This is a genomic window from Pasteurella canis, assembly GCF_900454865.1.
Classification (GTDB): domain Bacteria; phylum Pseudomonadota; class Gammaproteobacteria; order Enterobacterales; family Pasteurellaceae; genus Pasteurella; species Pasteurella canis.
Genome location: NZ_UGTV01000015.1, coordinates 679589 through 704076 on the forward strand (window position 1 = coordinate 679589; position 24488 = coordinate 704076).

General features: G+C 35.0%; 24 protein-coding genes and 1 riboswitch. Of the genes, 15 read left to right on the forward strand and 9 right to left on the reverse strand.

Annotated elements, in window-relative coordinates:
* Positions 1–14 precede the first annotated feature (14 nt).
* Both pbpC and asnS read right to left on the reverse strand, forming a co-directional pair.
* A complete protein-coding gene (gene pbpC / locus DYE19_RS03765) occupies positions 15–2357 on the reverse strand; it encodes a penicillin-binding protein 1C (RefSeq protein ID WP_115322659.1) in 2343 nt (780 codons plus the stop codon).
* Between the two features lie 66 nt (positions 2358–2423).
* Positions 2424–3827, reverse strand: coding sequence for an asparagine--tRNA ligase (gene asnS, locus DYE19_RS03770; protein ID WP_115322660.1), 1404 nt, complete (start codon positions 3825–3827; stop codon positions 2424–2426).
* Between the two features lie 294 nt (positions 3828–4121).
* Here asnS and DYE19_RS03775 point away from each other — a divergent pair, with 294 nt between their 5' ends.
* Together DYE19_RS03775 and bioD are read left to right on the forward strand one after the other, a co-directional pair.
* The gene (locus DYE19_RS03775) at positions 4122–5339 is read left to right on the forward strand and encodes an ROK family protein (RefSeq protein ID WP_115322661.1); all 1218 of its coding nucleotides are present in this window, start codon (positions 4122–4124) and stop codon (positions 5337–5339) included.
* A 152-nt stretch (positions 5340–5491) separates the two neighbouring features.
* On the forward strand, positions 5492–6226 hold the full coding sequence (gene bioD / locus DYE19_RS03780) for a dethiobiotin synthase (RefSeq protein ID WP_115322662.1): 735 nt from the start codon (positions 5492–5494) through the stop codon (positions 6224–6226).
* Positions 6227–6300: 74 nt separating this feature from the next.
* On the opposite strand, the gene DYE19_RS03785 is transcribed toward bioD, so the two are convergent.
* Positions 6301–6912, reverse strand: coding sequence for a DedA family protein (locus tag DYE19_RS03785; protein ID WP_115322663.1), 612 nt, complete (start codon positions 6910–6912; stop codon positions 6301–6303).
* 233 nt (positions 6913–7145) lie between these two features.
* On the opposite strand from DYE19_RS03785, the gene rplY reads away from it, so the two are divergent.
* A complete protein-coding gene (rplY, locus tag DYE19_RS03790; RefSeq protein ID WP_049214407.1) occupies positions 7146–7430 on the forward strand; it encodes a 50S ribosomal protein L25 in 285 nt (94 codons plus the stop codon).
* A gap of 173 nt (positions 7431–7603) precedes the next feature.
* Here rplY and DYE19_RS03795 read toward each other — a convergent pair whose 3' ends face one another.
* On the reverse strand, positions 7604–8446 hold the full coding sequence (locus tag DYE19_RS03795; RefSeq protein WP_115322664.1) for a patatin-like phospholipase family protein: 843 nt from the start codon (positions 8444–8446) through the stop codon (positions 7604–7606).
* Between the two features lie 177 nt (positions 8447–8623).
* Here DYE19_RS03795 and truA point away from each other — a divergent pair, with 177 nt between their 5' ends.
* The 3 genes from truA to folC all read left to right on the forward strand — a co-directional run bounded on the left by truA (position 8624) and on the right by folC (position 11728).
* On the forward strand, positions 8624–9418 hold the full coding sequence (truA, locus tag DYE19_RS03800; protein WP_115322665.1) for a tRNA pseudouridine(38-40) synthase TruA: 795 nt from the start codon (positions 8624–8626) through the stop codon (positions 9416–9418).
* Between the two features lie 83 nt (positions 9419–9501).
* Complete coding sequence (gene accD / locus DYE19_RS03805; protein WP_115322666.1) at positions 9502–10407, forward strand: acetyl-CoA carboxylase, carboxyltransferase subunit beta; 906 nt, start codon at positions 9502–9504, stop codon at positions 10405–10407.
* Positions 10400–11728, forward strand: a complete 1329-nt coding sequence (folC, locus tag DYE19_RS03810; RefSeq protein ID WP_115322667.1) for a bifunctional tetrahydrofolate synthase/dihydrofolate synthase — start codon at positions 10400–10402, stop codon at positions 11726–11728. The genes accD and folC overlap by 8 nt, the downstream gene beginning before the upstream one ends.
* A 46-nt stretch (positions 11729–11774) precedes the next feature.
* Here folC and DYE19_RS03815 read toward each other — a convergent pair whose 3' ends face one another.
* A complete protein-coding gene (locus tag DYE19_RS03815) occupies positions 11775–12416 on the reverse strand; it encodes a histidine phosphatase family protein (RefSeq protein WP_368656421.1) in 642 nt (213 codons plus the stop codon).
* 118 nt (positions 12417–12534) lie between these two features.
* Between DYE19_RS03815 and DYE19_RS03820 the strand changes: the two genes are divergently transcribed.
* The 5 genes from DYE19_RS03820 (at position 12535) to DYE19_RS03840 (ending at position 17723) form a co-directional block, all read left to right on the forward strand.
* Complete coding sequence (locus DYE19_RS03820) at positions 12535–13200, forward strand: TIGR01621 family pseudouridine synthase (protein ID WP_049214413.1); 666 nt, start codon at positions 12535–12537, stop codon at positions 13198–13200.
* A gap of 188 nt (positions 13201–13388) precedes the next feature.
* Entirely contained in the window at positions 13389–14372 is a 984-nt protein-coding gene (gene pheS, locus DYE19_RS03825) for a phenylalanine--tRNA ligase subunit alpha (RefSeq protein ID WP_049214414.1), read from the forward strand.
* A 97-nt stretch (positions 14373–14469) separates the two neighbouring features.
* On the forward strand, positions 14470–16857 hold the full coding sequence (gene pheT / locus DYE19_RS03830) for a phenylalanine--tRNA ligase subunit beta (RefSeq protein WP_115322669.1): 2388 nt from the start codon (positions 14470–14472) through the stop codon (positions 16855–16857).
* A 4-nt stretch (positions 16858–16861) separates the two neighbouring features.
* Positions 16862–17158, forward strand: coding sequence for an integration host factor subunit alpha (locus DYE19_RS03835; protein WP_049214416.1), 297 nt, complete (start codon positions 16862–16864; stop codon positions 17156–17158).
* Between the two features lie 76 nt (positions 17159–17234).
* Positions 17235–17723, forward strand: coding sequence for an NlpC/P60 family protein (locus tag DYE19_RS03840; RefSeq protein ID WP_115322670.1), 489 nt, complete (start codon positions 17235–17237; stop codon positions 17721–17723).
* 24 nt (positions 17724–17747) lie between these two features.
* Here the strand turns inward: DYE19_RS03840 and DYE19_RS03845 are convergent, their stop codons facing one another.
* Positions 17748–18683: a gluconeogenesis factor YvcK family protein gene (locus DYE19_RS03845; RefSeq protein ID WP_049214418.1), complete on the reverse strand. Its 936-nt coding sequence runs from the start codon at positions 18681–18683 to the stop codon at positions 17748–17750.
* 208 nt (positions 18684–18891) lie between these two features.
* A riboswitch (molybdenum cofactor riboswitch) is annotated at positions 18892–19041 on the forward strand.
* Between DYE19_RS03845 and moaA the strand changes: the two genes are divergently transcribed.
* The 4 genes from moaA to moaE all read left to right on the forward strand — a co-directional run bounded on the left by moaA (position 19030) and on the right by moaE (position 21303).
* Entirely contained in the window at positions 19030–20043 is a 1014-nt protein-coding gene (moaA, locus tag DYE19_RS03850; protein ID WP_115323571.1) for a GTP 3',8-cyclase MoaA, read from the forward strand. It overlaps the preceding riboswitch by 12 nt.
* A 70-nt stretch (positions 20044–20113) precedes the next feature.
* Positions 20114–20593: a cyclic pyranopterin monophosphate synthase MoaC gene (moaC, locus tag DYE19_RS03855; RefSeq protein WP_115322671.1), complete on the forward strand. Its 480-nt coding sequence runs from the start codon at positions 20114–20116 to the stop codon at positions 20591–20593.
* A 9-nt stretch (positions 20594–20602) separates the two neighbouring features.
* The gene (gene moaD, locus DYE19_RS03860) at positions 20603–20848 is read left to right on the forward strand and encodes a molybdopterin synthase sulfur carrier subunit (protein ID WP_049214421.1); all 246 of its coding nucleotides are present in this window, start codon (positions 20603–20605) and stop codon (positions 20846–20848) included.
* Positions 20849–20850: 2 nt separating this feature from the next.
* Positions 20851–21303, forward strand: a complete 453-nt coding sequence (moaE, locus tag DYE19_RS03865; RefSeq protein ID WP_115322672.1) for a molybdopterin synthase catalytic subunit MoaE — start codon at positions 20851–20853, stop codon at positions 21301–21303.
* Between the two features lie 64 nt (positions 21304–21367).
* Here moaE and DYE19_RS03870 read toward each other — a convergent pair whose 3' ends face one another.
* From DYE19_RS03870 to purE, 3 genes are all read right to left on the reverse strand, one after another.
* Positions 21368–22558 carry an amino acid aminotransferase gene (locus DYE19_RS03870; protein WP_115322673.1) on the reverse strand — a complete coding sequence of 397 codons (1191 nt, stop codon included), beginning with the start codon at positions 22556–22558 and terminating at the stop codon, positions 21368–21370.
* 142 nt (positions 22559–22700) lie between these two features.
* Complete coding sequence (purK, locus tag DYE19_RS03875; RefSeq protein ID WP_115322674.1) at positions 22701–23789, reverse strand: 5-(carboxyamino)imidazole ribonucleotide synthase; 1089 nt, start codon at positions 23787–23789, stop codon at positions 22701–22703.
* 67 nt (positions 23790–23856) lie between these two features.
* Positions 23857–24357 (reverse strand): 5-(carboxyamino)imidazole ribonucleotide mutase, encoded by a 501-nt coding sequence (gene purE, locus DYE19_RS03880; protein ID WP_115322675.1) that lies wholly within the window; start codon positions 24355–24357, stop codon positions 23857–23859.
* Positions 24358–24488: the final 131 nt, after the last annotated feature.

Consider the following 24488-nt stretch of genomic DNA (forward strand, 5'->3'; position numbering starts at 1 on the left):
ACCCTAAGCTATTTTTAAAAAGCATTTATTTTAATTTGTACTGAGTCAGCTCTACCTTGATCATCAAGGATAGAAATAATATAACTGCCCATCGAGTTAGGTTGCCATAAGATGGGCTGATTGGGTAGAGCTTCACTAATAAATGCATTATCAATAAACCAGAATACCTTATGTACATCCGCTGCAACATTTGCTGACAAAATTAATGGTTCTGATTGAATTTGATGTGAAATATAATAATCTCTTTCTGCTAAAGGTGAAGTAATCTGAGGGTTATTTTGATATAAATATTGTAATGCTTGATTTTGTTGTTCATAAGGACAGGCAGGATTAATAATTGGAGTACGTTTCATTACACCAGCTTGTGCGAATAGCTGTTGAAAATCGCTTGACCACATTTCATATATTTTTTGTTCAATATCTTTATCGGAATAAGGCTGACAAGCTAATATATCAGTATTTTTTAATACGATAAATGGCTGGTAAAGCTGGCTGACAGTAATAGGTGATTTGCCTGGAATAAAAAGCGTTTTTACTTGTTGAGGGCAGTGTTGATTAGGTAAATTACCATCAGCTTGACAGACGAAAACCTCTTTTAAATTAGCTCCTTCCGTGACAATGTCACTCATTTGTGGTTCATTAGCAATGATACTATCCGCTAGTTGTAGAAAAAGTGGTGTGGCTACATTACGACCAATCAAATATGGATTGCTTTTATTATTGAAATTACCAAGCCAAACGACTAATGTATAACGTCCAAAGTATCCTGCTGTCCATGCATCGCGTAAACCATTAGATGTGCCTGTTTTCCAGTAGAGGGGTAAATTTGATTTAATCGATTTATTTTGTATATCAGTACGAATATTTTTGCGCAAAATATCATGGATCATTATCGTACTTTCTTTGCTAAGTAACTGTTTTTTTAAAGAAGATTTTTCTTCCTTAAGGAATTTTAAAGGTGACCATATCCCTTGGTTGGCTAACATAGCGTATAGGCTAGCTAATTGCTGAGCATTAAGTTCAGAGCCTCCCAATACTAAAGATAGACCGTAATGTGCTTTATTTTTAGTAAATGTTATATTGGCTTGTTGTAAAAAATCATATAAATCAGGTGAAAGACGACTGGCTATTTCAATTGCTGGGATATTGCGACTTTGTAATAATGCTTGAGTGACACTAATTGGACCAACAAAATTACCTTCATAATTTTCTGGTTGATATTCAGAAAAGATAGTGGGTAAATCTTTTAAAATAGTCTGGCTATGTGCCAACCCCTGATCAAATGCTAGAGCATAAATAAAGGGTTTTAATGTAGAGCCATAAGATCGTTTTGCTAGAGTGCCATTTATTTGACCTGAAATACGTTGATCAAAATAGTTACCTGACCCAATTAATGCCTTGACAGCCATAGTTTCATTATCGACTAACAATACAGATGCATTATTAATACCAGTTTGATATTGTTGTGATAAATAACGATGAGTAATGCTTTCAATTAAACTCTGTAAATGACTATTTAATGTGCTGATGAGTTTAGGTCTATTAGGATACTGTTGTAGCAATTGGTCAACAAAGTGCGGTGCTAAAAATGGTAATTTTTCTAAAGGACGTAACGCATAGCTCAGTTGAAAATCAGTTTGCCATTTTTTATCTTCTGGATGAGTTATTAACCAGCGATGATAGAGTTGATTACGTGCTTTAAATAAAGCAGGGTTAAGCTGAGAATTATGTTGACGAATATAAACATTTGGGTTTTTAGGCAGAATAGCTAATGTCATCGCTTCTGCCAAGTTGATTTGGCTATTTGATTTATTGAAATAGATTAGACTAGCTGTACCAGCCCCCTCAATGTTACGACCATAAGGTGCAAAGTTAAAGTAGGCCTCGAGTATTTCTTTTTTAGAATAACGAATTTCCAATTCAATAGCACGTAATATTTGTTCGGCCTTACCCACTAATGTACGACTATCAATGTGCCATAAAACACGAGCAAGTTGCATCGTTATAGTAGAACCACCTTGAGGAGAATTGTTTAAAATATAAGTTTGCCATGCGCCACGTATTAAGCCATATGGATTAACACCAAAGTGATAATAGAACCATTCATCCTCTTGAAATAAAACTGCTTCAATTAATTTTGGCGAAATTTCTTCAAGTGGTGTCCATAAACGATATCGCTCATCTTTTGCTGTAGTGAGGCGTAGCAAATTATTTTTATCATCATATATTGCAGTAGAGTAAGGAAAATAATCCTTCAAAGGAGTGTAGTGAGAGAGGCGAATAATCGTAGTAACGCTGCCTAGCAAAAGTACGGTTAAAAATAATCTAAAAATGACTTTTTTACTCAGCGTTTTCATTTCATTCTCTTAAAAAATTCCCCTTACTATATAGTAAGGGGAAAATAACTTGGATTGCATAGCTTATTAAAAGTTGGCATTACGTGGCGCACGAGGGAATGGAATTACATCACGAATGTTTTGTACACCAGTGACATATACAATTAATCGTTCAAATCCTAAGCCAAAGCCAGAATGTGGTACAGTACCATATCGACGTAAGTCACGATACCACCAATAGTCCTCAGGATTGAGACCCATTTCAAGCATACGTTGATCTAATACATCTAAGCGTTCTTCACGTTGTGAGCCGCCAATGATTTCACCTATTCCTGGGGCTAGGACGTCCATTGCTGCAACTGTTTTACCATCATCATTTAAACGCATATAAAATGCTTTAATATCTTTTGGATAGTTTTTTACAACAACTGGTGATTTAAAATATTCTTCAGCAAGATAGCGCTCATGTTCAGAGGATAAATCGATCCCCCAAGAGACTGGAAATTCAAATTTTTTACCAGATTGTAGTAATATTTCAATTGCATCAGTATAGTCAATTTGTGCAAAATCAGAGTTAACAAAGTTTTCTAAACGAGTAATAACTTCTTTATCAACGTGTTTTTCAAAGAATGTTAAGTCGTCTTTTCGTTCCGCTAATACGGCACGGAAAACATATTTCAGCATATCTTCAGCCAATTTTGCATTATCTGCTAACGTAGCAAAAGCAATTTCAGGCTCAACCATCCAAAACTCAGCTAGATGACGTGTTGTGTTTGAGTTTTCTGCGCGGAATGTGGGACCAAATGTATAGATTTTGCTTAATGCACAAGCATAAGTTTCACCGTTTAATTGGCCAGAAACAGTTAAGAATGATTCTTTACCGAAGAAATCTTGTGAAAAATCGACCGCTCCTTGCTCATTACGTGGTAAATTTTCTAAATCTAATGTAGAAACACGGAACATTTCCCCTGCACCTTCAGTATCTGATGCAGTAATTAATGGTGTTGCAACCCAATAGAATCCTTGTTCATGGAAGAAACGGTGAATAGCTTGAGCTAAACAATGACGAACACGTGCTATAGCACCAATAATATTAGTACGAGGGCGTAAATGGGCAACTTCACGTAAATATTCGATAGAGTGTCGCTTAGCTGCCATTGGATACGTTTCTGGGTCGTCAACCCAACCAGTAACAACGACGGAGCTTGCTTGTAATTCAACTGCTTGACCTTCGGCAGGTGATTCGACTACTGTTCCTGTGACAATAACGGAACAGCCTGTAGTAAGACGTAACACTTCTGAGGCATAATTTTCAATATCATTATTCACAATAGCTTGGATTGGATCAAAGCAAGAGCCATCATAAATAGATAAAAAAGACAGCCCAGCTTTTGAGTCTCGGCGAGTACGAATCCATCCACGTACAGTTATTTGTTCGCCAACAGTTATTTTACCTTGTAATACATCAACGATAGATGCAATTTTAGTCATATAAAAACCTCAATTTTTAAATAATTTTTTGAGTAAATAAACCGATATAGTTTACCTTAACTTATGAAAATTACCAAAATCTATTAAAAGTTTTGTTTTTGTGAAATAAATCTCATTATTACTTTAAAGCACTTGTTTTTATTCTTATAACTGGTATAAGTAGACAATTTATTATTTCTTATTTTCATTAGAAAACTCTGCATTAATATGGAACATAATCAAAAAATAGATCTTGTTTAATATGCTTCAGTAGCAGAACAATCTTTGCTTTACTTATGGAATAGAGTATTAATTATGCCAAAAATCAGAAAAGAAGATAAATTGCCACTACGCTTAAAGCAACTTGGACGCATTTACCGTTTAGTTGAACAATTTGAAGAAATTTCTCGTATTGATTTATCAAAGCTCTCACGTTTAGCTCCAGCAACAATTACAGCATTAACTCGCGAACTTATTAAAGAAAAATTAATTATTGAACGAGCAGTACAAAATACAGAAACGCGTGGTCGACCAGCTATTGGTTTATGTGTATCGCCATTTTACTGGCAATCTTTGTGTGCCACATTAGTTGAGAATCAATTTGAGATTATTTTAAGTGAGTTGGATGGTGGGGCAATAAAGCACAATATCTATCCATTAAATCAAGATGACTTTAAAAATTTAGAACAAGTTTTAGTCGCACATTTACAGCAATTCCTTTCTGAAACGCAAGATGAATTAAATCATTTAATTACGTTTTCTGTAGCAGTAGGAGGAGAACTAGATCATGAGAATCGATTAGTTAAGCTTGGTGAAATACAGCTGAATATTGATTTAAAAGCGCTATTCACTCCATATTTTAAGATTCCAGTGTTGATTACAGAATACTTCCAAACTTGGTTATTAGCTGAGTCCACTTTAGGTAGTGTTATAAACTGTGATAATGTTCTGTTCTTACAATTAGATAATGTGATTAATTTTAGTGTACTGTCTAAAGGGGAGTTATTATCACATAAAAATCAATCGCGTAGTACTATTAATAGGATGATAGTGCCCAAATTCAATATGATACAACAAGACATTAGCCCCGATTTAAATGATGTGCAACGCTATCAATTGCAAAATCAAGTTACGCATAAAGCAATTTATCCTCTGATTGATAAGTATTTTCCAGAAAATAAATTATCTAATTGTTCAGAAAAAATAGCTTTTTTGTGTGAGAAAGTAAATCAAGGTGATAAAAAAGCTGAGCAAATTTTATATCATATTGCAGATAGTTTGGCTTATATCTTAATGAATTTAGTGAATATTTTTGCATCAGAAAAAATTATGTTGAGTTCTAGTTTTTTACTATCAAAAGATATTTTCTTAAATCGATTAAATCAGTCATTAAGAGAAAATTTAGCCTCTACAGATTCTAAAGTAGAGGTTATTACAGGAAAATATGAGTGGAATACTCCTATTGTAGCGGCCTCAGCTATTAAACAAAGTATCTATGATGGCAGTTTATTAGGGCATTTTATTAAAGATTGATTATTTGTTCTGATAATAACTCAAGATGTATTTTGTAGATATTCTCTAGATTAATGATATCAATTTAAGAAAAATTTGTGTTATCTCAACATTTGTAAAGCAGAATTCCTTTAAGATCTTTGTAGAGAGAAGACTTAGAAAGGGGATAGGCGATGAGCTGTTTTTTTGTAACAGGAACAGATACGAATGTAGGTAAAACTGTCGCAAGTCGAGCCATAATACAAGCATTACAAAATAAAGGTATTCAAATTGTGGGCTATAAGCCCATAGCATTTAGTCATGAAGACAGTATTTATAATGATGTTGAATATCAAGATAAATCTAAAAGTGATTATGGTTTAGAAAATAATGCGGATGTATTAACTCTTATGAAGTCGACGAAAGAAAATGTAAGCTATCAAGACGTAAATAGTTATACATTTAAACATAGTACGCCGATTTCCTCTCATGAAGAGAAGAGTATTCATATAGAAAAAATAAATTCTGATTTATCTAGGCTAAATAAAAAATATCAATCAATCCTAGTTGAAGGTGCATATGGTTGGTTGACCCCAATAAATGAGCATTATCGTTTTGCAGATTGGGTTCAAGAACAAAAAATGCCAGTTGTATTAGTTGTTGGAATTAAGGAAGGTTGTATTAATCATGCTTTATTAACGGTGGAATCAATACAACAGAAAGGACTGCCTTTATTAGGCTGGATAGCTAATCGTATTAATCCTTGTTTAAGTCATTATGCTGAGATTATTAAGTTGTTAAGTGAAAAAATAGATGCTCCGCTTTTAGGACAGATACCTTACTTACATAAGCCAGAAGAGCAAGAATTGAGTCATTATATTACTAATGTTGAACGACTAACTTATATGGAAACAGTATTAGTAGATTAGTGCAATTATTTATACTTAATAAAAAGCCTTTTGTAATTATTACAAAAGGCTTTTTATATATATTTTGTGTAGAATTATTGTTCAGATTTAGCTTTTTTGCTTTTTTTCCATTTCCACAATAAGAAAATAGCAAGAATAGCAATAAGAATATAAATAAAAAATTGTCCTTGTTGGATCTGATGATGTAGTTTATCTAAATTTTGTGCACCAAAATAGCCTAAATATACCCAAATAGGGACAGAAATAATTGCAGCAAAGAAATCGATTAACACGAATCGTGTATAACTAACACGTCGAGTTATACCAGAAACCATGTAAATAACGGCACGTAATCCTGGTAAGAATCTAGCTGTAAATAATACTCTGTTTCCATATTTTTCAAATTTATCTCGAACTAAACGTAAGCGTTTCAAAGTAATTAGTTTACGCATTAATCTAAAACGAAGGATCTTAGCACCATATATACGACCTAACCAATACATACAAGAGTCACCAGCTAATACACCGAACATGCTTATTACTAACATAATATGTACGTTAATATCCTCAGGATATAGACCTGCTATAACCCCACCCGAGACAAGCGTAATATCCTCAGGGATTGGTAGACCAAATCCACATAAAATTAAGACAAATAATACAGCAAAGTAGCCATAGTCAGAAAAAAACGAGATTAGGAGATCCATTTATATACCACACAATTAATATGATAAATTATATAAAAAACAGTCTAATATTTTACCTTGTTTTTTTTATAAAGTCGCTAAAAAACTTAATTGAATTTCTGCACACTATTTGATTTATTGAAGTAAATCCAATATAATTCGCGATTCTCAAAGAGATTCTTTGAGAAGAATGATGGAAATCGTTGGGTCGCCTACGGTTTTATTTTTTAACTCTAATAATGAGAATCATGAAAATGTTTAAATTTAACGCTGAAGTTCGTCAAGCGCAAGGTAAGGGTGCGAGCCGCCGCCTGCGTCATAATGGTCAAATTCCTGCTATTGTTTATGGTGGTAGTGAAGCACCTGTCTCAATCATTTTAAATCATGATGATTTAAACAATGCACAAGCTCACGACTCATTTTATTCAGAAGTGATCACGTTGGTTATTGATGGTAAAGATGTAGCTGTAAAAGTACAAGCAATGCAACGTCATCCATTTAAACCAAAATTAGTTCACATTGATTTTAAACGTGTGTAATCTTTTTGATTTAAGAGATAGTTTGAAATATTAGTCATATTTTTATATGTAAATAATTTTATAAAATTTCAGGCTATCTATTTAATTTATTTTAAAAGCTCTTTTACTGTATTAAGTCAAAGAGCTTTTTTATATAAAGAAATTTATTTTTATTAATATCGTCTTTTCACATCTTATTTAGATAAGAAATCTTTAAGAGCAATCATTTCTTTTTGAGCATCTCGAATACCCAGTTCATACATTGCTTGGACTTTATTCGGATCTTTTTCAAGACGTTTGATTGGTAAAGTTTGAGAGGGGCGAATAACAAAAATTTTATTCTGTTTATGTAATTGAATAATTTCTTCTACACGATCATTATAATCTTGATAACGGTAAGCAAGTTTTTGGGCTAAATTAGGGTATTTCTTATAAAACGTCTTAAAAATCCAAGAAGGTGTTGGTTTTTTACGATAGTCTAATGGGCGAGTAAGAATTACTATAATCTTATCATAGCCTAACATTTGGCATTTTTTCAGTGGAATACTATCAGCGATACCGCCATCTAAATATTTTTTCCCATCAATTTCAACTAATTTTGAAACAAAAGGCATAGCTGATGTCGCTCTTAAAATCTCCATTTCTTCAAGTATATTACCTAATTTTATGTATTCTGCTTCGCCTGTTTCAACATTCGTTAAGGTAGCGTAGAAGTCAATATTAGACTCAAGGAATGCTGTTACATCGAAAGGATCTAATTTGAAAGGTACTTCATAAAAAGCAAAATCTTTATTGACAATATTTCCAGTACGTAACAAGCTATATAATCCCATATAACGCTTATCGTTTAAATATTTCTGGTTATAGCGAATTGTGCGCCCTCTCTGTTTGGAAGGAAAATTCACACCAAATAGTACACCAGCTGAAACAGCAACGATACCATCAATATGAATATTTTCATCAAGAAATACATCCAGTACACCTGCAGTGAACATTCCACGCATTGCACCACCTTCTAACACTAAGCCTACTTTCATTTTTCATCCTAAATACTACGAGCAAAACCTGTTTAAAATAGACCGCACTTTTGATTTAAAGTGCATAAAAACACTATTTTTTATTTCTAAAATTTTGCCTGATTTTTCTGTTTATCGCTAGTATAAATCTCATCTATAATATCTGATCCGAACACTTATAAAAATATAGCGAATAAGATGAAAGTTGCATTAGGTATTCAATATAACGGAAAAAATTATTTTGGTTGGCAACGACAAGAAAATGTTGCTAGCGTTCAACAGGAATTAGAAAAAGCGATTTCTTTCGTAGCAAATGAAAACTGTCAAGTTTTTTGTGCGGGAAGAACCGATTCTGGTGTACATGCGACAGGACAGGTAATTCATTTTGAAACAGATGCTAATAGAACTGAGAAGGCTTGGAGTTTTGGTGTTAATGCGAATCTCCCAAACGATATTTCAGTGAGTTGGGCAAAAATTGTTGATGACAGTTTTCACGCACGTTTCAGTGCGATTGCTCGTCGTTATCGTTATATTTTGTATTGTCATAAATTACGTTCAGCAATTTTACCTGAGGGTATTACGCATTGTCATTTATCTCTCGATCACCAACTTATGCATCAAGCAGGGCAAGCTTTGTTAGGTGAGAATGATTTTTCCTCTTTTCGTGCGGCACAATGTCAATCTCATACACCATTTCGCAGTGTACATCATTTACAAGTGATTCGCCGTGGACATTATATTATTGTTGATATTCAAGCGAATGCTTTTGTGCATCATATGGTACGTAACATTGTAGGAAGTCTGATTGAAGTTGGGGCTGGACATCAACCTGTAGAGTGGATAAGTTGGTTGTTAGCAAAAAAAGATCGTAATTTAGCTGCACCTACTGCGAAACCACAAGGGCTTTATTTAGTCAATGTGAGTTACCCTAAACAGTTTGGTTTACCACAAAATGCGTTAGGTCCCTTGTTTTTAGAAAATGAAATATGCTAGCCAGATCAGACCTTTATTGCTGGCATATTAGCTTAAATTATGGTGTAATATGTCGAATTTTTCGTTAAATAAAAAGGTTTAAAATGAGCTGGATTGATCGAATTTTTAGCAAAAATACTTCTTCAACAAGTTCTCGTAAGTCAAATGTACCAGAAGGAGTTTGGACAAAGTGTAGTTCTTGTGAACAAGTTTTATATCGTGATGAGCTAAAACGCCACTTAGAAGTGTGCCCAAAATGCGGGCATCATATGCGAATTGATGCCAGAGAACGTCTTTTAGCTCTACTTGATAAAGATAGTGTACAAGAATTAGCAGCAGATTTAGAACCAAAAGATATTCTCAAGTTTAAAGATTTAAAGAAATATAAAGATCGTCTTTCTGCTGCACAGAAAGAAACAGGTGAAAAGGATGCGCTAATTGTAATGCAAGGAACACTATATGGTATGCCTGTAGTGGCTGCGGCATCGAACTTTAGCTTTATGGGCGGTTCCATGGGATCTGTTGTTGGGGCTAAATTTGTACAAGCAGCAGAAAAAGCGATTGAACAAAACTGTCCATTTGTCTGTTTTTCTGCAAGTGGTGGCGCTCGTATGCAAGAAGCCTTATTTTCTCTCATGCAAATGGCAAAAACCAGTGCAGTTTTGGCTCAAATGCGTGCACAAGGTGTACCTTTTATTTCAGTATTAACAGATCCTACTTTAGGTGGTGTGTCTGCAAGTTTTGCAATGCTTGGCGATATTAATATTGCGGAGCCAAAAGCATTAATTGGTTTTGCAGGTCCTAGAGTGATTGAGCAAACTGTACGTGAAAAATTACCTGAAGGGTTTCAACGTAGTGAGTTTTTGTTAGAGAAGGGCGCAATCGACATGATTATTAAACGCAGTGATATGCGCCAAACTTTAGCAAGTTTATTGAGTAAATTGATGAATAAGCCATCTCCTTTTATTGAGCCTGTATTGATAGAAGAAATTAAAACAGATAATGAGTAATTCAACTTCACAATTAACAGCCACTTCGTCTTTAATGGAGTGGCTTTATTATTTAGAGAATAGCCATTTCAAAGCCATTGACCTGGGGCTTGAGCGTATAAAATCTGTTGCAGAGCAGTTAGACTTATTAATACCTGCCCCCTTTGTTATTACAGTAGGGGGGACTAATGGAAAAGGTACCACTTGCCGTTTACTAGAAATGATTTTGATCAATGCGGGTTATAATGTGGGTGTTTATTCTTCACCACATTTAATTCGTTACAATGAACGTGTTCGTATTCAAGGTAGAGAATTGCCTGATCATAGACATGTAGAATCTTTTTCTTTTATTGAACAATATAAAACACAGTCTTTAACTTATTTTGAGTTTAGTACATTATCTGCATTGCATCTATTTAAACAAGCAAAACTCGATATTGTTATTTTAGAAGTAGGGTTAGGCGGTCGCTTAGATGCGACTAATATCATTGATAGTGATATTGCTGTGATTACAAGTATTGGGATTGACCATATAGATTTTTTAGGTTCAGATCGTGAACAAATAGGGTTTGAAAAAGCAGGTATTTTTCGTACTAATAAACCAGCTATTATTGGAGAACCTAATATACCTCAAACTTTATTGAATCATGCTAATTCACTAGCATGCAAGTCCTCTTGCCGTGATATTGACTGGTTTTTTACTGTCGATTCTTATTATTGGAATTGGACTGGGCAAAAAGAACAGTTTAAAAATTTACCTCTTTGCCAAATTCCGTTAGCTAATGCCGCGACAGTATTAGCAACGATTGAACAATTACCTTTTGCTATTTCAGAAGAGATAATTCGCCAATCTTTACAAAATGTAGAGTTAGTCGGGCGTTTTCAAACGATTAAACATACTGATTTATATCCATTAGCAAAAAGTATTAATAAAGCCACAAAGGAATTACCACGAGTAATTCTTGATGTTGGACACAATCCTCATGCCGCAGCTTATTTGGCAGAGAAATTGATTGCACTTAAACAACAAGATGACGGTAAAATTATTGCTGTATGCGGTATGTTAAAAGATAAAGATGCTGAAGGTGTATTTAGCCTCTTGTTATCAGTGATTGATCATTGGTATTGTGTTACTTTAACTGGTTATAGGGGGCAAGATGGCGATACATTATTTGTGACGTTGCAACAAGCGGCCCAAAATCAAGAGGTAAAATTATCCGCAGAAAGTTTATCTTCCGTAGAAGATGCCGTAAAAAATGCATTACAGCAAGCTGCTCAAAACGATATTATATTAGTATTCGGTTCCTTCCATACTGTTGGCGACTTTTTACAGTTACTGTAAAATCACTCGTGTTTCTAAATAAAGTCCTTGATATTTTAAGGACTTTTTATTTAGTTAAATGAGTAACATCATTACAACTTTCAATGACAAATACGCTCTGCCCATGCTGATCTTGATGATAGTTTACAATGCTGATAGATGTATTTAATAATGCAGGACTTTTTCCTTCCTCTCTATGATTTTGCCAAGTCGCTCCATTAAATAAACCTAATAATATGCGTAGCGTATGTCCATGCGATACAATTAAAATGTTCCCAGTGGAATGTATATTAATAATATCTTGTATAGCATTAAATGCACGGCTTGCAAGCTGTTGATATGTTTCCCCTTGATTAGTTTTTGCTTTATAGTGAGCAGGGTTTTCACGCATTTGTTGATATTCTAGCGAATCTTTTAATTGCGAAATAGATTGTCCTTCCCATAGACCAAAAGATTGTTCATTCAAGCCTTGATGTTGGAAAAGTGGGACATTTCTATCTGTCAAAATATAAGTTGCAGTATCGATAGTTCGTTGTAATGTACTGGAATATGCTGCAACAAAAGGTGTATCAGATAATGCTTTGCCTGTTAACTTGGCGCCTTGAATACCATCATCTGTTAACGGCGAATTACCGCTACCTTGAAATAAGCCTTGTTCATTCCATACAGTTTTACCATGTCGAACTAAATAAAATCTTAGTGTTTTCATAACTATTACTATTCCTTTATTGTTAAGAGTGAAATTATAGCTAAAAATTTGATTCATACCGTAAAAATATTTGCTTATGCTATAATGTAACGATTTTAATTTATACATATATGTGATTATGTTCCCTCTTACAATTATTTATCAACATGTAGATTTTGTAGTTATTGATAAACCCTATGGTATAAGTGTACATAGAGATCAAGAGGAAATAGGTCTCACAACTCTTATTGCTCATCAATTAAATGTGCCTCGGGTGTGGTTAGTTCATCGTTTAGATAAAGTCACTTCAGGATTATTGATTTTGGCATTAAATGCGCAAGCTGCACAAACTTTATCACAGCTATTTGCTCAACATAGTATACAAAAAACGTATTTAGCTTTATCTTCCGATAAACCTAAGAAAAAGCAAGGATTGATCATCGGAGATATGGATAGAACGCGCCGTGGTATGTGGAAATTATGCTCAACTAAGTCTAATCCTGCGATAACTCGGTTTTATTCAATCAGTTGTGAGCCTCATTTACGTTTATTTATTCTGCAACCTAAAACAGGTAAAACACATCAATTACGTGTTGCAATGAAAAGTTTGGGGAGTCCGATTTTAGGTGATCAACTCTATGGTAGAAACTCACCAGAAATTGACCGCACTTATCTACATGCATATCGACTACAATTTTATTATCAAGGGCAACATATCGACATTCAATGTTTGCCGACTTCTGGGCAGCTTTTTAATCGAGTTAATTTAACTTATTTATTAGCAGCACGTTCTTTTGATTACTAGAATCAAAGTTATATCTTTATTAATAGAACTCGTCATATAGAATCAATATTTTTTACAAATACACTGAATCAAAGTAAAAGACATTGATTAAAATGCAAAAAGCACTAATAAGGGCGTGATTTTTTAATCAGTTAATATTATCATTGACAGTATTTTTCACAGCATAATTGAATTTTTAGAGGACAGGTATGCAAAACCTAGAACAAATTACTGCACAAGCGTTGGAAGCCATTGCGAGTGCAGAAGATGGCAAAGCATTGGATGCTATTCGAGTTGAATATTTTGGTAAAAAAGGACCATTTACTGCATTAATGCAGGGGTTGAGAGACGTTTCACCAGAAGAACGTCCTGCAGTAGGGCAAAAAATTAATGAGGCTAAACAAGTTGCACAAAATGCACTTAATGAAAAAAAAGCACAACTTGAAACAGCCGAACTAAATGCTCAGTTAGCAAAAGAAACAATTGATGTAAGTTTACCTGGACGTAAAGTTGAAACAGGTGGATTACATCCCGTTACAATTACAATTGATCGTGTGACTAAATTCTTTTCTGAATTAGGTTTTTCTGTAGAAAGTGGTCCTGAAATTGAAAGTGATTATTACAATTTTGATGCGTTAAATATTCCTAAACATCACCCAGCAAGAGCTGATCATGATACTTTTTGGTTTAATCCTGAGTTATTACTACGCACTCAAACTTCGGGTGTACAAATTCGTACAATGGAAAAAATGCAACCGCCAATTCGAATTATGGCGCCAGGGCGTGTTTATCGTAATGATTATGATCAAACTCATACGCCAATGTTCCATCAAATTGAGTTATTGTACGTAGATAAAAAAGCCAACTTTACAGAATTAAAAGGCTTATTACATGATTTTTTACGTGCATTTTTTGAAGAGGATTTACAAGTTCGCTTCCGCCCGTCTTATTTTCCATTTACAGAGCCTTCTGCTGAAGTAGACGTTATGGGGAAAAATGGTAAGTGGTTGGAAGTTTTGGGCTGTGGTATGGTTCATCCAAATGTCTTACGTAATGTAGGTATTGATCCAAATGAATATTCTGGGTTTGCAGTAGGAATGGGAGTAGAACGCCTAACTATGCTTCGTTACAATGTCACAGACTTGCGTTCATTCTTTGAAAACGATTTACGTTTTTTGAAACAGTTTAAATAAATCAGTCAATTAAAAGCTAAAACAGACTTATCTGTTTGCCGATTAAAATGAGCAGCAAAATTAATCAAAATCCTATAAAGAAATAAAAGGTAATAGCATGAAATTTAGTGAATTATGGGTGCGTGAATGGGTTGAACCAACAATTAGCACCGAACAATTATGTGACCAAATCACTATGCTTGGTTTAGAAGTCGATGGTGTAGAAAAAGTAGCAGGTGATTTTACGGGTGTAGTCGTAGGGGAAGTTGTCGAATGTACTCAACATCCTGATGCAGATAAATTACGCATAACTAAAGTGAATGTAGGTAGTGAACGTTTATTAGATATTGTTTGTGGTGCACCAAATTGTCGTCAGGGTTTAAAGGTCGCTTGTGCGCTTGATGGCGCTATATTGCCTAATGATTTTAAAATTAAGAAAACAAAGTTGCGTGGGCAACCTTCAGAAGGAATGCTATGTTCTTTTAATGAATTAGGTATTGAGCTTGATTCAACTGGTATCATCGAACTCCCACAAGATGCTCCAATTGGTACTAATTTACGAGAATATTTACAATTGGATGATAACAGCATTGAAATTAGTTTGACACCAAATCGAGCAGATTGTTTAAGTATTGTTGGCATTGCTCGTGAAATAGGCGTAGTAAATAAACTTGCATTAAATACACCGCACTTTACTTCAGTTTCGTCAACTATTGCAGATAAAGTTACAATTGAAGTTTTAGCCCCAGAAGCATGCCCTCGTTATTTATTACGTACAGTGAAGAATATCAATGTAAAAGCACAATCACCAATGTGGATGCAAGAAAAATTGCGTCGTTGTGGTATTCGTTCAATTGATCCTGTAGTTGATATCACTAACTATATTCTGTTAGAGCTTGGACAGCCAATGCATGCGTTTGATGCAGCTAAAGTTGTACAACCAGTGCAGGTGCGTATGGCAAGTGCAGATGAAGAATTAATATTATTGGATGGTTCAACAGCTAAATTAAAGGACAATACATTAGTAATTGCAGACCAAAATGGTCCATTGGCTATGGCAGGTATTTTTGGTGGACAAGCAAGTGGTGTTAATAGTGAAACAAAAGATATCATTTTAGAGGCGGCTTTTTTTGCACCATTAGCCATTGCTGGTCGTGCAAGACAATATGGATTACATACTGATTCCTCTCATCGTTTTGAACGTGGTGTAGATTTTGAGTTACCACGTAAAGCAATGGAAAGAGCAACTGCACTGTTAATTGAGATTTGTGGGGGCGAAGCTGGAGAAATTTGTGAAGCCACAAATCAAGCTTATCTACCAACACTTAATCAAGTGCAACTGCGTCGTGAAAAATTAGATGCTTTATTAGGACATCATATTGAAACGAATGTTGTTACAGATATTTTTGAACGCTTAGGCCTACGAGTTAATTATACAAATGATATTTGGACTGTCACTTCTGCAAGCTGGCGCTTTGATATTGAAATTGAAGAGGATCTCATTGAAGAGGTAGCGCGTGTTTACGGGTACAACAGCATCCCAAATAATGCCCCATTAGCACACTTACGTATGCGTGATCATAAAGAGTCTGATTTAGATTTAGCTCGGATTAAAGCTGCACTTGTTGATGCTGATTATCAAGAAGCGATTACTTATAGCTTTGTTGACCCTAAAGTACAGGAGCTACTACACCCTCAACAGGAAGCATTTATATTACCGAACCCTATTTCAGTGGAAATGTCTGCGATGCGCTTATCTTTATTGAGTGGTTTATTAAGTGCGGTGCAATATAATCAGAATCGCCAACAAACTCGAGTACGTTTATTTGAAACTGGTTTACGCTTCATTCCAGATAAGGGAGCTGAATTTGGTATTCGCCAAGAGTTTGTTTTATCAGCCGTCATTACAGGTACAAAAAAAGCAGAACATTGGACTGGAAAATCAGAAAATGTCGATTTCTTTGATCTCAAAGGGGATTTAGAGAGCATTTTATCGCTCACAGGCACTAGTAATTTGGTTAAATTTATAGCAAAATCATATCCAGCATTACATCCTGGTCAATCAGCTGCAATTATATTAGACGGTAAAGAAATAGGGTTTATTGGTACCGTTCATCCAAATATAGCGAAACAGCTTGGCTTAAATGGTAGAGCAATCGTATTTGAAATCCTTTGGAGTGCGATTGCAACTCGTCATGTCGTTCATGCAAAAGAAATTTCTCGTTTTCCTGCTAACCGACGTGATTTAGCACTTGTTGTTGCTGATGACATTGCAGCAAGTGATATTCTAGATACCTGTCGGGCTGTTGCTGGTGAAAAATTAATACAGGTAAATTTATTTGATGTATACCAAGGTAGTGGTGTTGCTGCAGGACATAAAAGTCTAGCGATTAGCTTGGTTATCCAAGACAATGAAAAGACCCTTGAGGAAGATGATATCAACGCTGTGGTTTCTGTTGTATTATCTGAGTTAAAACAACGTTTTAATGCTTATTTGAGAGATTAAAATTATGACACTGACCAAAGTAGAACTCGCAGACAACTTAATCGAGAAATTTAACTTAAATAAACGTGATGCAAAAGAATTAGTTGAACATTTTTTTGAAGAGATTCGCGTTGCTTTAGAAGATGGTAAAGATGTAAAACTTTCTGGTTTTGGTAATTTTGAACTTCGTGATAAAGCTTCTCGTCCAGGTAGAAACCCTAAGACAGGTGAGAGTGTACCTGTTTCTGCTCGTCGAGTTGTTGCTTTTAAGCCTGGTCAGAAATTACGTGCTAGAGTGGAAAAAGCCAAACCTAAAGCCTAGCACTTTCTCAATTAAGCCATATCCTAAGCTATCCATGGGAAACCTCGGGTAGCTTTAGTTTTTATTAGGACATAAAATGAAGAAGTATGTAACCAGGTTGATATTATTCACTTTTGTGTGTTTACTGTCTGCTTGTAGTAATTCAAATAAAACAGTAGATAATATTCAGTACAAAGGGCAATTAAATGATCCTATTATGGTCATCGCATTGTTAAGTGAGCAACAGAGGGAATGGGCTGGCACGCCTTATCGTTTGGGGGGACAAAGCCAAAAAGGTATTGACTGTTCTGGTTTTGTACAAAAAACATTTCTAGATCGCTTTAATATTGCCTTGCCTCGCATGACATCGCAACAAGCAAAATATGGTAAATTAATTCCTAAGAAAGATATTCAAACAGGGGATTTAGTGTTTTTTAAAACAGGGCGAGGTCCGAACGGCTATCATGTAGGTATTTATGTTAAAGATGACTTATTTTTACATGCCTCGACTAAAGGTGGTGTTATTTACTCTTCTTTAAATAGTCCTTATTGGTCGAAAAAATACTGGCAAGCAAGGCGAATTTAATCAGAATATACATTCTTGTTATCTTTATTGGAGAAATAATTCTCCTACTAAATCATCAATAGCTTTTGACAATAATGTACGATCATGACGATAGCAAATATCACTCGCATGTAATGGTCTTGCTATTACTTTGATATTTAAATCTTCACAAAAATCGACCGCACTTGTTGATACAATTGCACCATCAATAATAGCTTTATCGACAGTATGATGAATCCATTGAATACGCTGGGAAAGTGTCAAGTTAGCTGCAGGACTTTGCTCAACGCCTAAATTATCAATAAAAATTTTTTTTGCCTGACTCTGTTTTAAAACATCAATAACTTCGGGCAATAAAATAGGGGGTAAAATGCTTGTTAGAAAACTCCCAGGTCCAAATAATATGATATCTGCTTGTTTCAATGCTTTAATTGCCTCTGGTGTTGTAGGTACTAATGGAATGAGAAAAATTGATTTGGGCAACTCAGCTAAATTATCTATACTTACTTCTCCTACAATACTTGCACCTGATTGTAATACTGCTGCAAGATGAACTGGGCTTTCTGACATAGGAATAATATGTGATTTGACTCGTAATAACTCACGTACTAAATTGACTGCCTCAACTGGGCGAATATGCATATTTTCAAGTGCTTTAAGCATTAAATTACCTAAATTATGTCCCGCAAGTTCACCGTTGCCAGAAAAACGGTATTCAAATAATGCAGAAGCAGTACTAGGCTCCGTAATAATTTGATTTAGACAATTACGTAAATCACCCCAAGCAATCCCACCATGATTAAGACGGATACGACCTGTAGAACCGCCATTGTCTGTAGTTGTCACAATACCAGTCAAACGCTCTTTCATAAAACTCAATGCTGACATTAAACGCCCTAATCCATGACCACCGCCAATTGCTACAATATGCTTGATACGATCTAAATTTTGATATTGATTATGACATATTAATTCTGACATTTTATATTCCTTGAGCTGTTTTGTAATAGAGACATTTATCTCGTAGTAAAGTTCTTTTAACTCTATATAAGATTAAATAACAACGCTATATATTTATTTATATAATTGATTTTAAAGAATTTTCTTATTTTATGCGCTAGATCATATTATTTGTTTGCAATCCTTCAGATATATCTCTTACAATAGAAATCAACAATTTGATGACTTAATTATCGCATAACTCCGAGCTTACTTAACCTACGTTTTCATAAGAAATATGGTAGTAATGCCAATAACATAAAAAATTTATGTTATTCAGGGATACGCTGGAAACGGTTTATCCTCTCATATTTTAGAAAGGTGTGAAATGCAATCCATTCCAATTAAACAAATCGGGCATGATCATCTCATCGATGCTTTCCAACGCCAATATTATTATTTACGTTTGTCTATTACTGATGTATGTAATTTTCGTTGTAATTATTGTTTACCAAACGGTTATCAACCTGAAGCGAATAAGCCTAGTTTTTTAACACTTGATGAAATTCGTCGTGTAGTGAGTAGCTTCGCTGCAATGGGGACAGAAAAAGTGCGTGTGACTGGTGGAGAGCCTACGTTACGTAAAGATTTTCTCCCTATTGTTGAAAACATTGCGCAAATATCGGGAATTAAACAAATTGCACTAACGACAAATGGATTTCGTATGGCAAAAGATGTTGGGAAATGGCGTGATGCAGGTATCACTTCAATTAATGTAAGTATTGATAGCCTTGATCCACGTATGTTTCATCGTATTACTGGAGTAGATAAATTTGATGATGTAATGCGAGGTATCGAGTGTGCTTTTGATGTTGGTTATGCAAAAATTAAGGTTAATTCCGTTTTAATGAAGCAGCTTAATGATACTGAATTTGAGCAGTTTTTAGAATGGATTAAACATAAACCCATTCAAATGCGCTTTATTGAGTTAATGCAGACTGGCGAAATGGATCATTTTTTCCATAAATATCATTTATCAGGGCAGGTTTTAGCAGATAAATTATTACAAGCAGGCTGGGAGTTACAAAGAAAAGGCTTACTAGATGGGCCTGCAAAAGTATTTAAGCATCCAGATTATAAAGGTGAGATTGGTTTAATTATGCCCTATGAGAAGAATTTTTGTTCAAGTTGTAACCGTTTGAGAGTCTCAGCTAAGGGGAAACTCCACCTTTGTTTATTTGGTGAAGAAGGAGTAGAGTTACGGGATTTATTACAATCTGATGAGCAACAAGCTCAGTTAAAAGCGCGGCTTTATTCAGCATTACAAAATAAGCGAGAACACCATTTTTTACATACTGGAGATACGGGTGTTCGTGCTCATTTAGCAAGTATTGGTGGTTAATTGTAAAATTTTCCAAAGCAGATTTCATTTTTTTCATTTTCAGTTTTGATTCAATATTTAATAAATTATTATGAAAACATTTACACACATTAATCATAATGGCGAAGCTAATATGGTAGATGTTTCTACCAAACAAGAAACTATTCGTCAAGCAAGAGCAGAAGCATTGGTGACAATGTCACAAGAAACATTAGCAATGATCATGACTGGTCAACATCATAAAGGTGATGTTTTCGCAACTGCACGTATTGCAGGTATTCAGGCTGCAAAACGGACTTGGGAGTTAATTCCTCTTTGTCATCCATTACTTCTTTCAAAAGTTGAAGTTACACTCACACCATTAATCAAGACTCACCAAGTCCGTATTGAAAGCCTTTGTAAGTTAACGGGTAAAACAGGAGTTGAAATGGAGGCGTTAACAGCAGCCAGTGTTGCTGCCTTAACAATTTATGATATGTGTAAAGCAGTACAGAAAGATATTGTAATTGAACAAGTACGTTTATTGGAAAAAAGTGGTGGAAAATCTGGGCACTTTGTTGTAAATACATAGGGAAAAGATATGTTAAAAGTATTGTTTTTTGCACAAACTAGAGAATTAATTGGTCTTGATCAAATTGAATTACCAGCAACATTCCATAGTGCAGAAGAAGTTCGCTCTCATTTAGCAGAGAAAGGAGAAATGTGGGCACTTGCATTAGAAAAAGGAAAATTATTAGTGGCAATTAATCAAACATTGATGTCATTAGAAAGCGCGGTTAAATCTGGCGATGAAATTGCCTTCTTTCCACCAGTTACGGGAGGGTAGAAATGAGTGATATTCAAATCACAGTGCAGGAGCAAGCGTTCGATCAAAATGCGGTTTATCATTGGTTATCTGAACAAAACTCAGTAGGGGCAACTGTCATATTCGTTGGAAAGGTGCGTGACTTAAATTTAGGTAATACTGTTTCTAGTTTATATCTTGAACATTACCCAGCAATGACGGAGAAAGCCTTACATGAGATTGTGACGCAAGCTCAAGTCCGTTGGGATATTCAGCGAGTTGCAGTAATTCATCGTATTGGACTATTGCAGACAGGCGATGAAATTGTCTTAGTCGGAGTGAGTTCTGCGCATCGAAGAGATGCTTATCAGGCGAATGAGTTTATTATGGATTTTCTAAAAAGTAAGGCTCCTTTTTGGAAAAAAGAGCAAACTGATAAGGGCGAACATTGGATTGAGAGTCGTGATTCTGATCAAGAAGCCTTAACTCGTTGGTAATAAAATATCAAACAACGCACTAAAAGTGCGGTTGTTTGATAGAGAGATATTAAGCTTAAATATTCTATAATACTTTAACGATACTTTCACAAAGATAACGAATATTATCTTCAGTAATACCCGCCACATTGATTCGACCTGAACGTACTGCATAAATAGCAAATTCATCTTTTAAACGATCCATTTGCTCAGGGCTTAAACCACAGAATGAGAACATACCGTTTTGGTCAATAATAAAGCTGAAGTCACGATCTGCGCCGAATTCTTTTAATAACTCAACAAATTGACTACGCATTTGTTTAATACGATCGCGCATCTCTGCTAATTCTTGAGTCCATTCTGCACGCAATTTATCATCATTTAAAACGATAGATACAGTTGTTGCGCCGTGAGAAGAAGGATTAGAATATAGCGTGCGAATAATTGACTTCACTTGTGTTAATGCTGTTGATGCAATTGCTTCATTTTCAGCTACTAGAGTCAATGCACCAACACGTTCACTATATAAACCGAAGTTTTTAGAATATGAACTTGCTACTAATAACTCTTTATGGTTCTGAGCAAATGCACGTAAGCCAAAAGCATCCTCTTCTAATCCATTAGCAAAACCTTGATAAGCAAAATCAAATAGGGGTAACCAACCTTTTTCTGCTGACATTTGGGCGAGTTGCTCCCATTGTTCTTGTGTCGGGTCAATACCTGTAGGGTTATGACAGCAACCATGAAAAAGTACTACATCGCCTTCTCCCGCATTACTAAGGTCTGCAATTAAGTTATCCCAATCTAAACATTTATTTTCAGGATCATAATAACGATATTCACGAATCGTCATACCCACAGCGTTAAAAATTGCATTGTGATTTGGCCAAGTTGGTGTACTAATCCAAACGTTCTGTGATTTTGTTTGACGTTTAATAAACTCTGCTGCGATACGTAGTGCACCTGTTCCACCTAAACTTTGTACGGTTTTTGCACGACCTTGCTTCACGACATCTGAATTTGCACCGAATAATAATTCTTTAGTACGCGTATTAAACTCAGCAACACCATCAATAGCTAAATAATTTTTAGTAGTTTCAAGATCAAATAAGCGTTTTTCTGCTTCTTTGACTGCACGCATAATTGGTGTATTGCCATGTTTATCTTTATAAACACCAATACCAAGATTGATTTTATTATCACGTTTTTCTGCTTTAAATGATTCCCCTAAGCCTAAAATTGGATCAGCTGGCGCAGCGTTAATATTCTCAAACATAATTATATCCTTAACGTTGTGTTTAATAATCTGTGAACTAGTTATACTGTAGGCAACAAATATTAGCAAGCCTCGTTTAAAAAAATTTAAAGATTTAATTTATTCTTTAGAAAACATATTAAAAAAATTTAGTTTTATTAAATTATTTTAATTTTTCTAGCACCCAGTTTAAACCAGAATGATAGTCTAATGGTAATTCTTTCCAGAGTTTTTCTAAACTTGTGATCAATATCTTTTTATCAGGGTGAGTTAAATTAATATGGCCAACTTTACGTCCTGGGCGAACTTCTTTACCATACCAATGTAATTGACTAAATGGGGTATCTAACCAAGATTGGTTGTGTTCAGTACCAATTAAATTAACCATGACACTTGGTGCGATAAGATTAAGTTCGGATGTTGGTAAGTCAAGTAAAGCCCTTAAATGTAATTCAAACTGACTTACAGAACAGCCTAGCTGTGTCCAATGACCACTATTATGAACACGAGGCGCTAGTTCATTAATTAATAATTGTTCTCCGACCACAAAACATTCCATTGCCATTACACCAATATAATTCAGTTTATGCATGATCTTACTTAGCATACTCTCGGCCTGGGCTTGGTGTTGAGATTGTTTTGGAAATTCGATATCTACAATACTATAACGTAAAATACCGTTTTGTTGTAAGTTATGTGTAATAGGGTAGAATCGTGTTTCTCCATTCTGAAATCTTGCGCCGACAAGAGAAATTTCATAATCGAAAGGAATAAATTTTTCGGCAATTGTTTCACCATAGAGATCATTTGTAATTGTCGCTTGATTTTCGCGAGTAATAATCCACTGTCCTCGTCCGTCATATCCCCCCATACGGCGTTTTACAACTACTTTTTCACCAATATCTGTAAAGACTTGCTGCCATTGTGCAGGTTGAGCCAATAAACACCAAGGTGAGGTCGGTAGATTTAGCTCATCAAGTAATGATTTTTGTGATAGACGATCAGCTAAATATCCAAATATATTTTTATTTATAAATTTATCATGATGCGCGAGCATTTCTGTTAAGGGTGTTTTTTCCCAACGTTCAATTTCTGCGGTAATAATACTGTTTTGTGGAAAATCAAATAGTGGTGCATCAAAAGCAAGGGGTTGAACATGAATATCTAAAGGTGCACCAGCATAACGGAGCATTCGCCCTAATTGACCATTACCTAAAACATATACTGTTGGATACAAAGCACTTTCTTGCATATCAAAAAACCATTTTGGAAAGAAATAAAAAAACTAAATAGAGCAAACATTTGCTTGCTCTATAACTTTATGAAAAACGAGGATCTGGATTATCTAATACCGTATTGGTTTGATTTTCTCTAAATTGATTCAAGCGGGCTAAAAGTACAGTATCAAATGCTGCTAAAATTTGTGCTGCAAGGAGTGCTGCATTTGCCGCGCCAGCAGGACCAATAGCGAGTGTACCAACAGGAATACCTTTAGGCATTTGAACAATGGAATAAAGACTATCTACACCATTTAGCATCGAACTTTTTACTGGGACGCCCAGTACAGGTACTAATGTTTTAGATGCAATCATACCAGGTAAATGAGCTGCACCACCTGCACCAGCTATGATTACTTTATAACCTTTTGACACTGCATTTTCTGCGAAATGAAATAATTTATCTGGTGTACGGTGGGCAGAAACGATTTCAACATGATAAGGGAGGTGTAATTCATCAAGAATATGTGTCGCTTCTTGCATAGTTGCCCAATCACTTTTTGAGCCCATGACAATAGCGATCTGTGCAGTGCTATTTGACATTTTATTCCTTAATTTTTCTCAATAATAAGATCGTGCGTAGAATAACATACAATAATCAATAAGCAAACGATTGCTAATGTTTTTATTCACTAAAATACGATTGCAACTTCCCTTAGAAAATCATATCCTAA

Bases quoted from the DNA above. Each gene is read 5' to 3' on its own strand.
- pbpC (WP_115322659.1), bottom strand. From the start codon at position 2,357: ATGAAAACGCTGAGTAAAAAAGTCATTTTTAGATTATTTTTAACCGTA.
- asnS (WP_115322660.1), bottom strand. From the start codon at position 3,827: ATGACTAAAATTGCATCTATCGTTGATGTATTACAAGGTAAAATAACT.
- DYE19_RS03775 (WP_115322661.1), top strand. From the start codon at position 4,122: ATGCCAAAAATCAGAAAAGAAGATAAATTGCCACTACGCTTAAAGCAA.
- bioD (WP_115322662.1), top strand. From the start codon at position 5,492: ATGAGCTGTTTTTTTGTAACAGGAACAGATACGAATGTAGGTAAAACT.
- DYE19_RS03785 (WP_115322663.1), bottom strand. From the start codon at position 6,912: ATGGATCTCCTAATCTCGTTTTTTTCTGACTATGGCTACTTTGCTGTA.
- rplY (WP_049214407.1), top strand. From the start codon at position 7,146: ATGTTTAAATTTAACGCTGAAGTTCGTCAAGCGCAAGGTAAGGGTGCG.
- DYE19_RS03795 (WP_115322664.1), bottom strand. From the start codon at position 8,446: ATGAAAGTAGGCTTAGTGTTAGAAGGTGGTGCAATGCGTGGAATGTTC.
- truA (WP_115322665.1), top strand. From the start codon at position 8,624: ATGAAAGTTGCATTAGGTATTCAATATAACGGAAAAAATTATTTTGGT.
- accD (WP_115322666.1), top strand. From the start codon at position 9,502: ATGAGCTGGATTGATCGAATTTTTAGCAAAAATACTTCTTCAACAAGT.
- folC (WP_115322667.1), top strand. From the start codon at position 10,400: ATGAGTAATTCAACTTCACAATTAACAGCCACTTCGTCTTTAATGGAG.
- DYE19_RS03815 (WP_368656421.1), bottom strand. From the start codon at position 12,416: ATGAAAACACTAAGATTTTATTTAGTTCGACATGGTAAAACTGTATGG.
- DYE19_RS03820 (WP_049214413.1), top strand. From the start codon at position 12,535: ATGTTCCCTCTTACAATTATTTATCAACATGTAGATTTTGTAGTTATT.
- pheS (WP_049214414.1), top strand. From the start codon at position 13,389: ATGCAAAACCTAGAACAAATTACTGCACAAGCGTTGGAAGCCATTGCG.
- pheT (WP_115322669.1), top strand. From the start codon at position 14,470: ATGAAATTTAGTGAATTATGGGTGCGTGAATGGGTTGAACCAACAATT.
- DYE19_RS03835 (WP_049214416.1), top strand. From the start codon at position 16,862: ATGACACTGACCAAAGTAGAACTCGCAGACAACTTAATCGAGAAATTT.
- DYE19_RS03840 (WP_115322670.1), top strand. From the start codon at position 17,235: ATGAAGAAGTATGTAACCAGGTTGATATTATTCACTTTTGTGTGTTTA.
- DYE19_RS03845 (WP_049214418.1), bottom strand. From the start codon at position 18,683: ATGTCAGAATTAATATGTCATAATCAATATCAAAATTTAGATCGTATC.
- moaA (WP_115323571.1), top strand. From the start codon at position 19,030: ATGCAATCCATTCCAATTAAACAAATCGGGCATGATCATCTCATCGAT.
- moaC (WP_115322671.1), top strand. From the start codon at position 20,114: ATGAAAACATTTACACACATTAATCATAATGGCGAAGCTAATATGGTA.
- moaD (WP_049214421.1), top strand. From the start codon at position 20,603: ATGTTAAAAGTATTGTTTTTTGCACAAACTAGAGAATTAATTGGTCTT.
- moaE (WP_115322672.1), top strand. From the start codon at position 20,851: ATGAGTGATATTCAAATCACAGTGCAGGAGCAAGCGTTCGATCAAAAT.
- DYE19_RS03870 (WP_115322673.1), bottom strand. From the start codon at position 22,558: ATGTTTGAGAATATTAACGCTGCGCCAGCTGATCCAATTTTAGGCTTA.
- purK (WP_115322674.1), bottom strand. From the start codon at position 23,789: ATGCAAGAAAGTGCTTTGTATCCAACAGTATATGTTTTAGGTAATGGT.
- purE (WP_115322675.1), bottom strand. From the start codon at position 24,357: ATGTCAAATAGCACTGCACAGATCGCTATTGTCATGGGCTCAAAAAGT.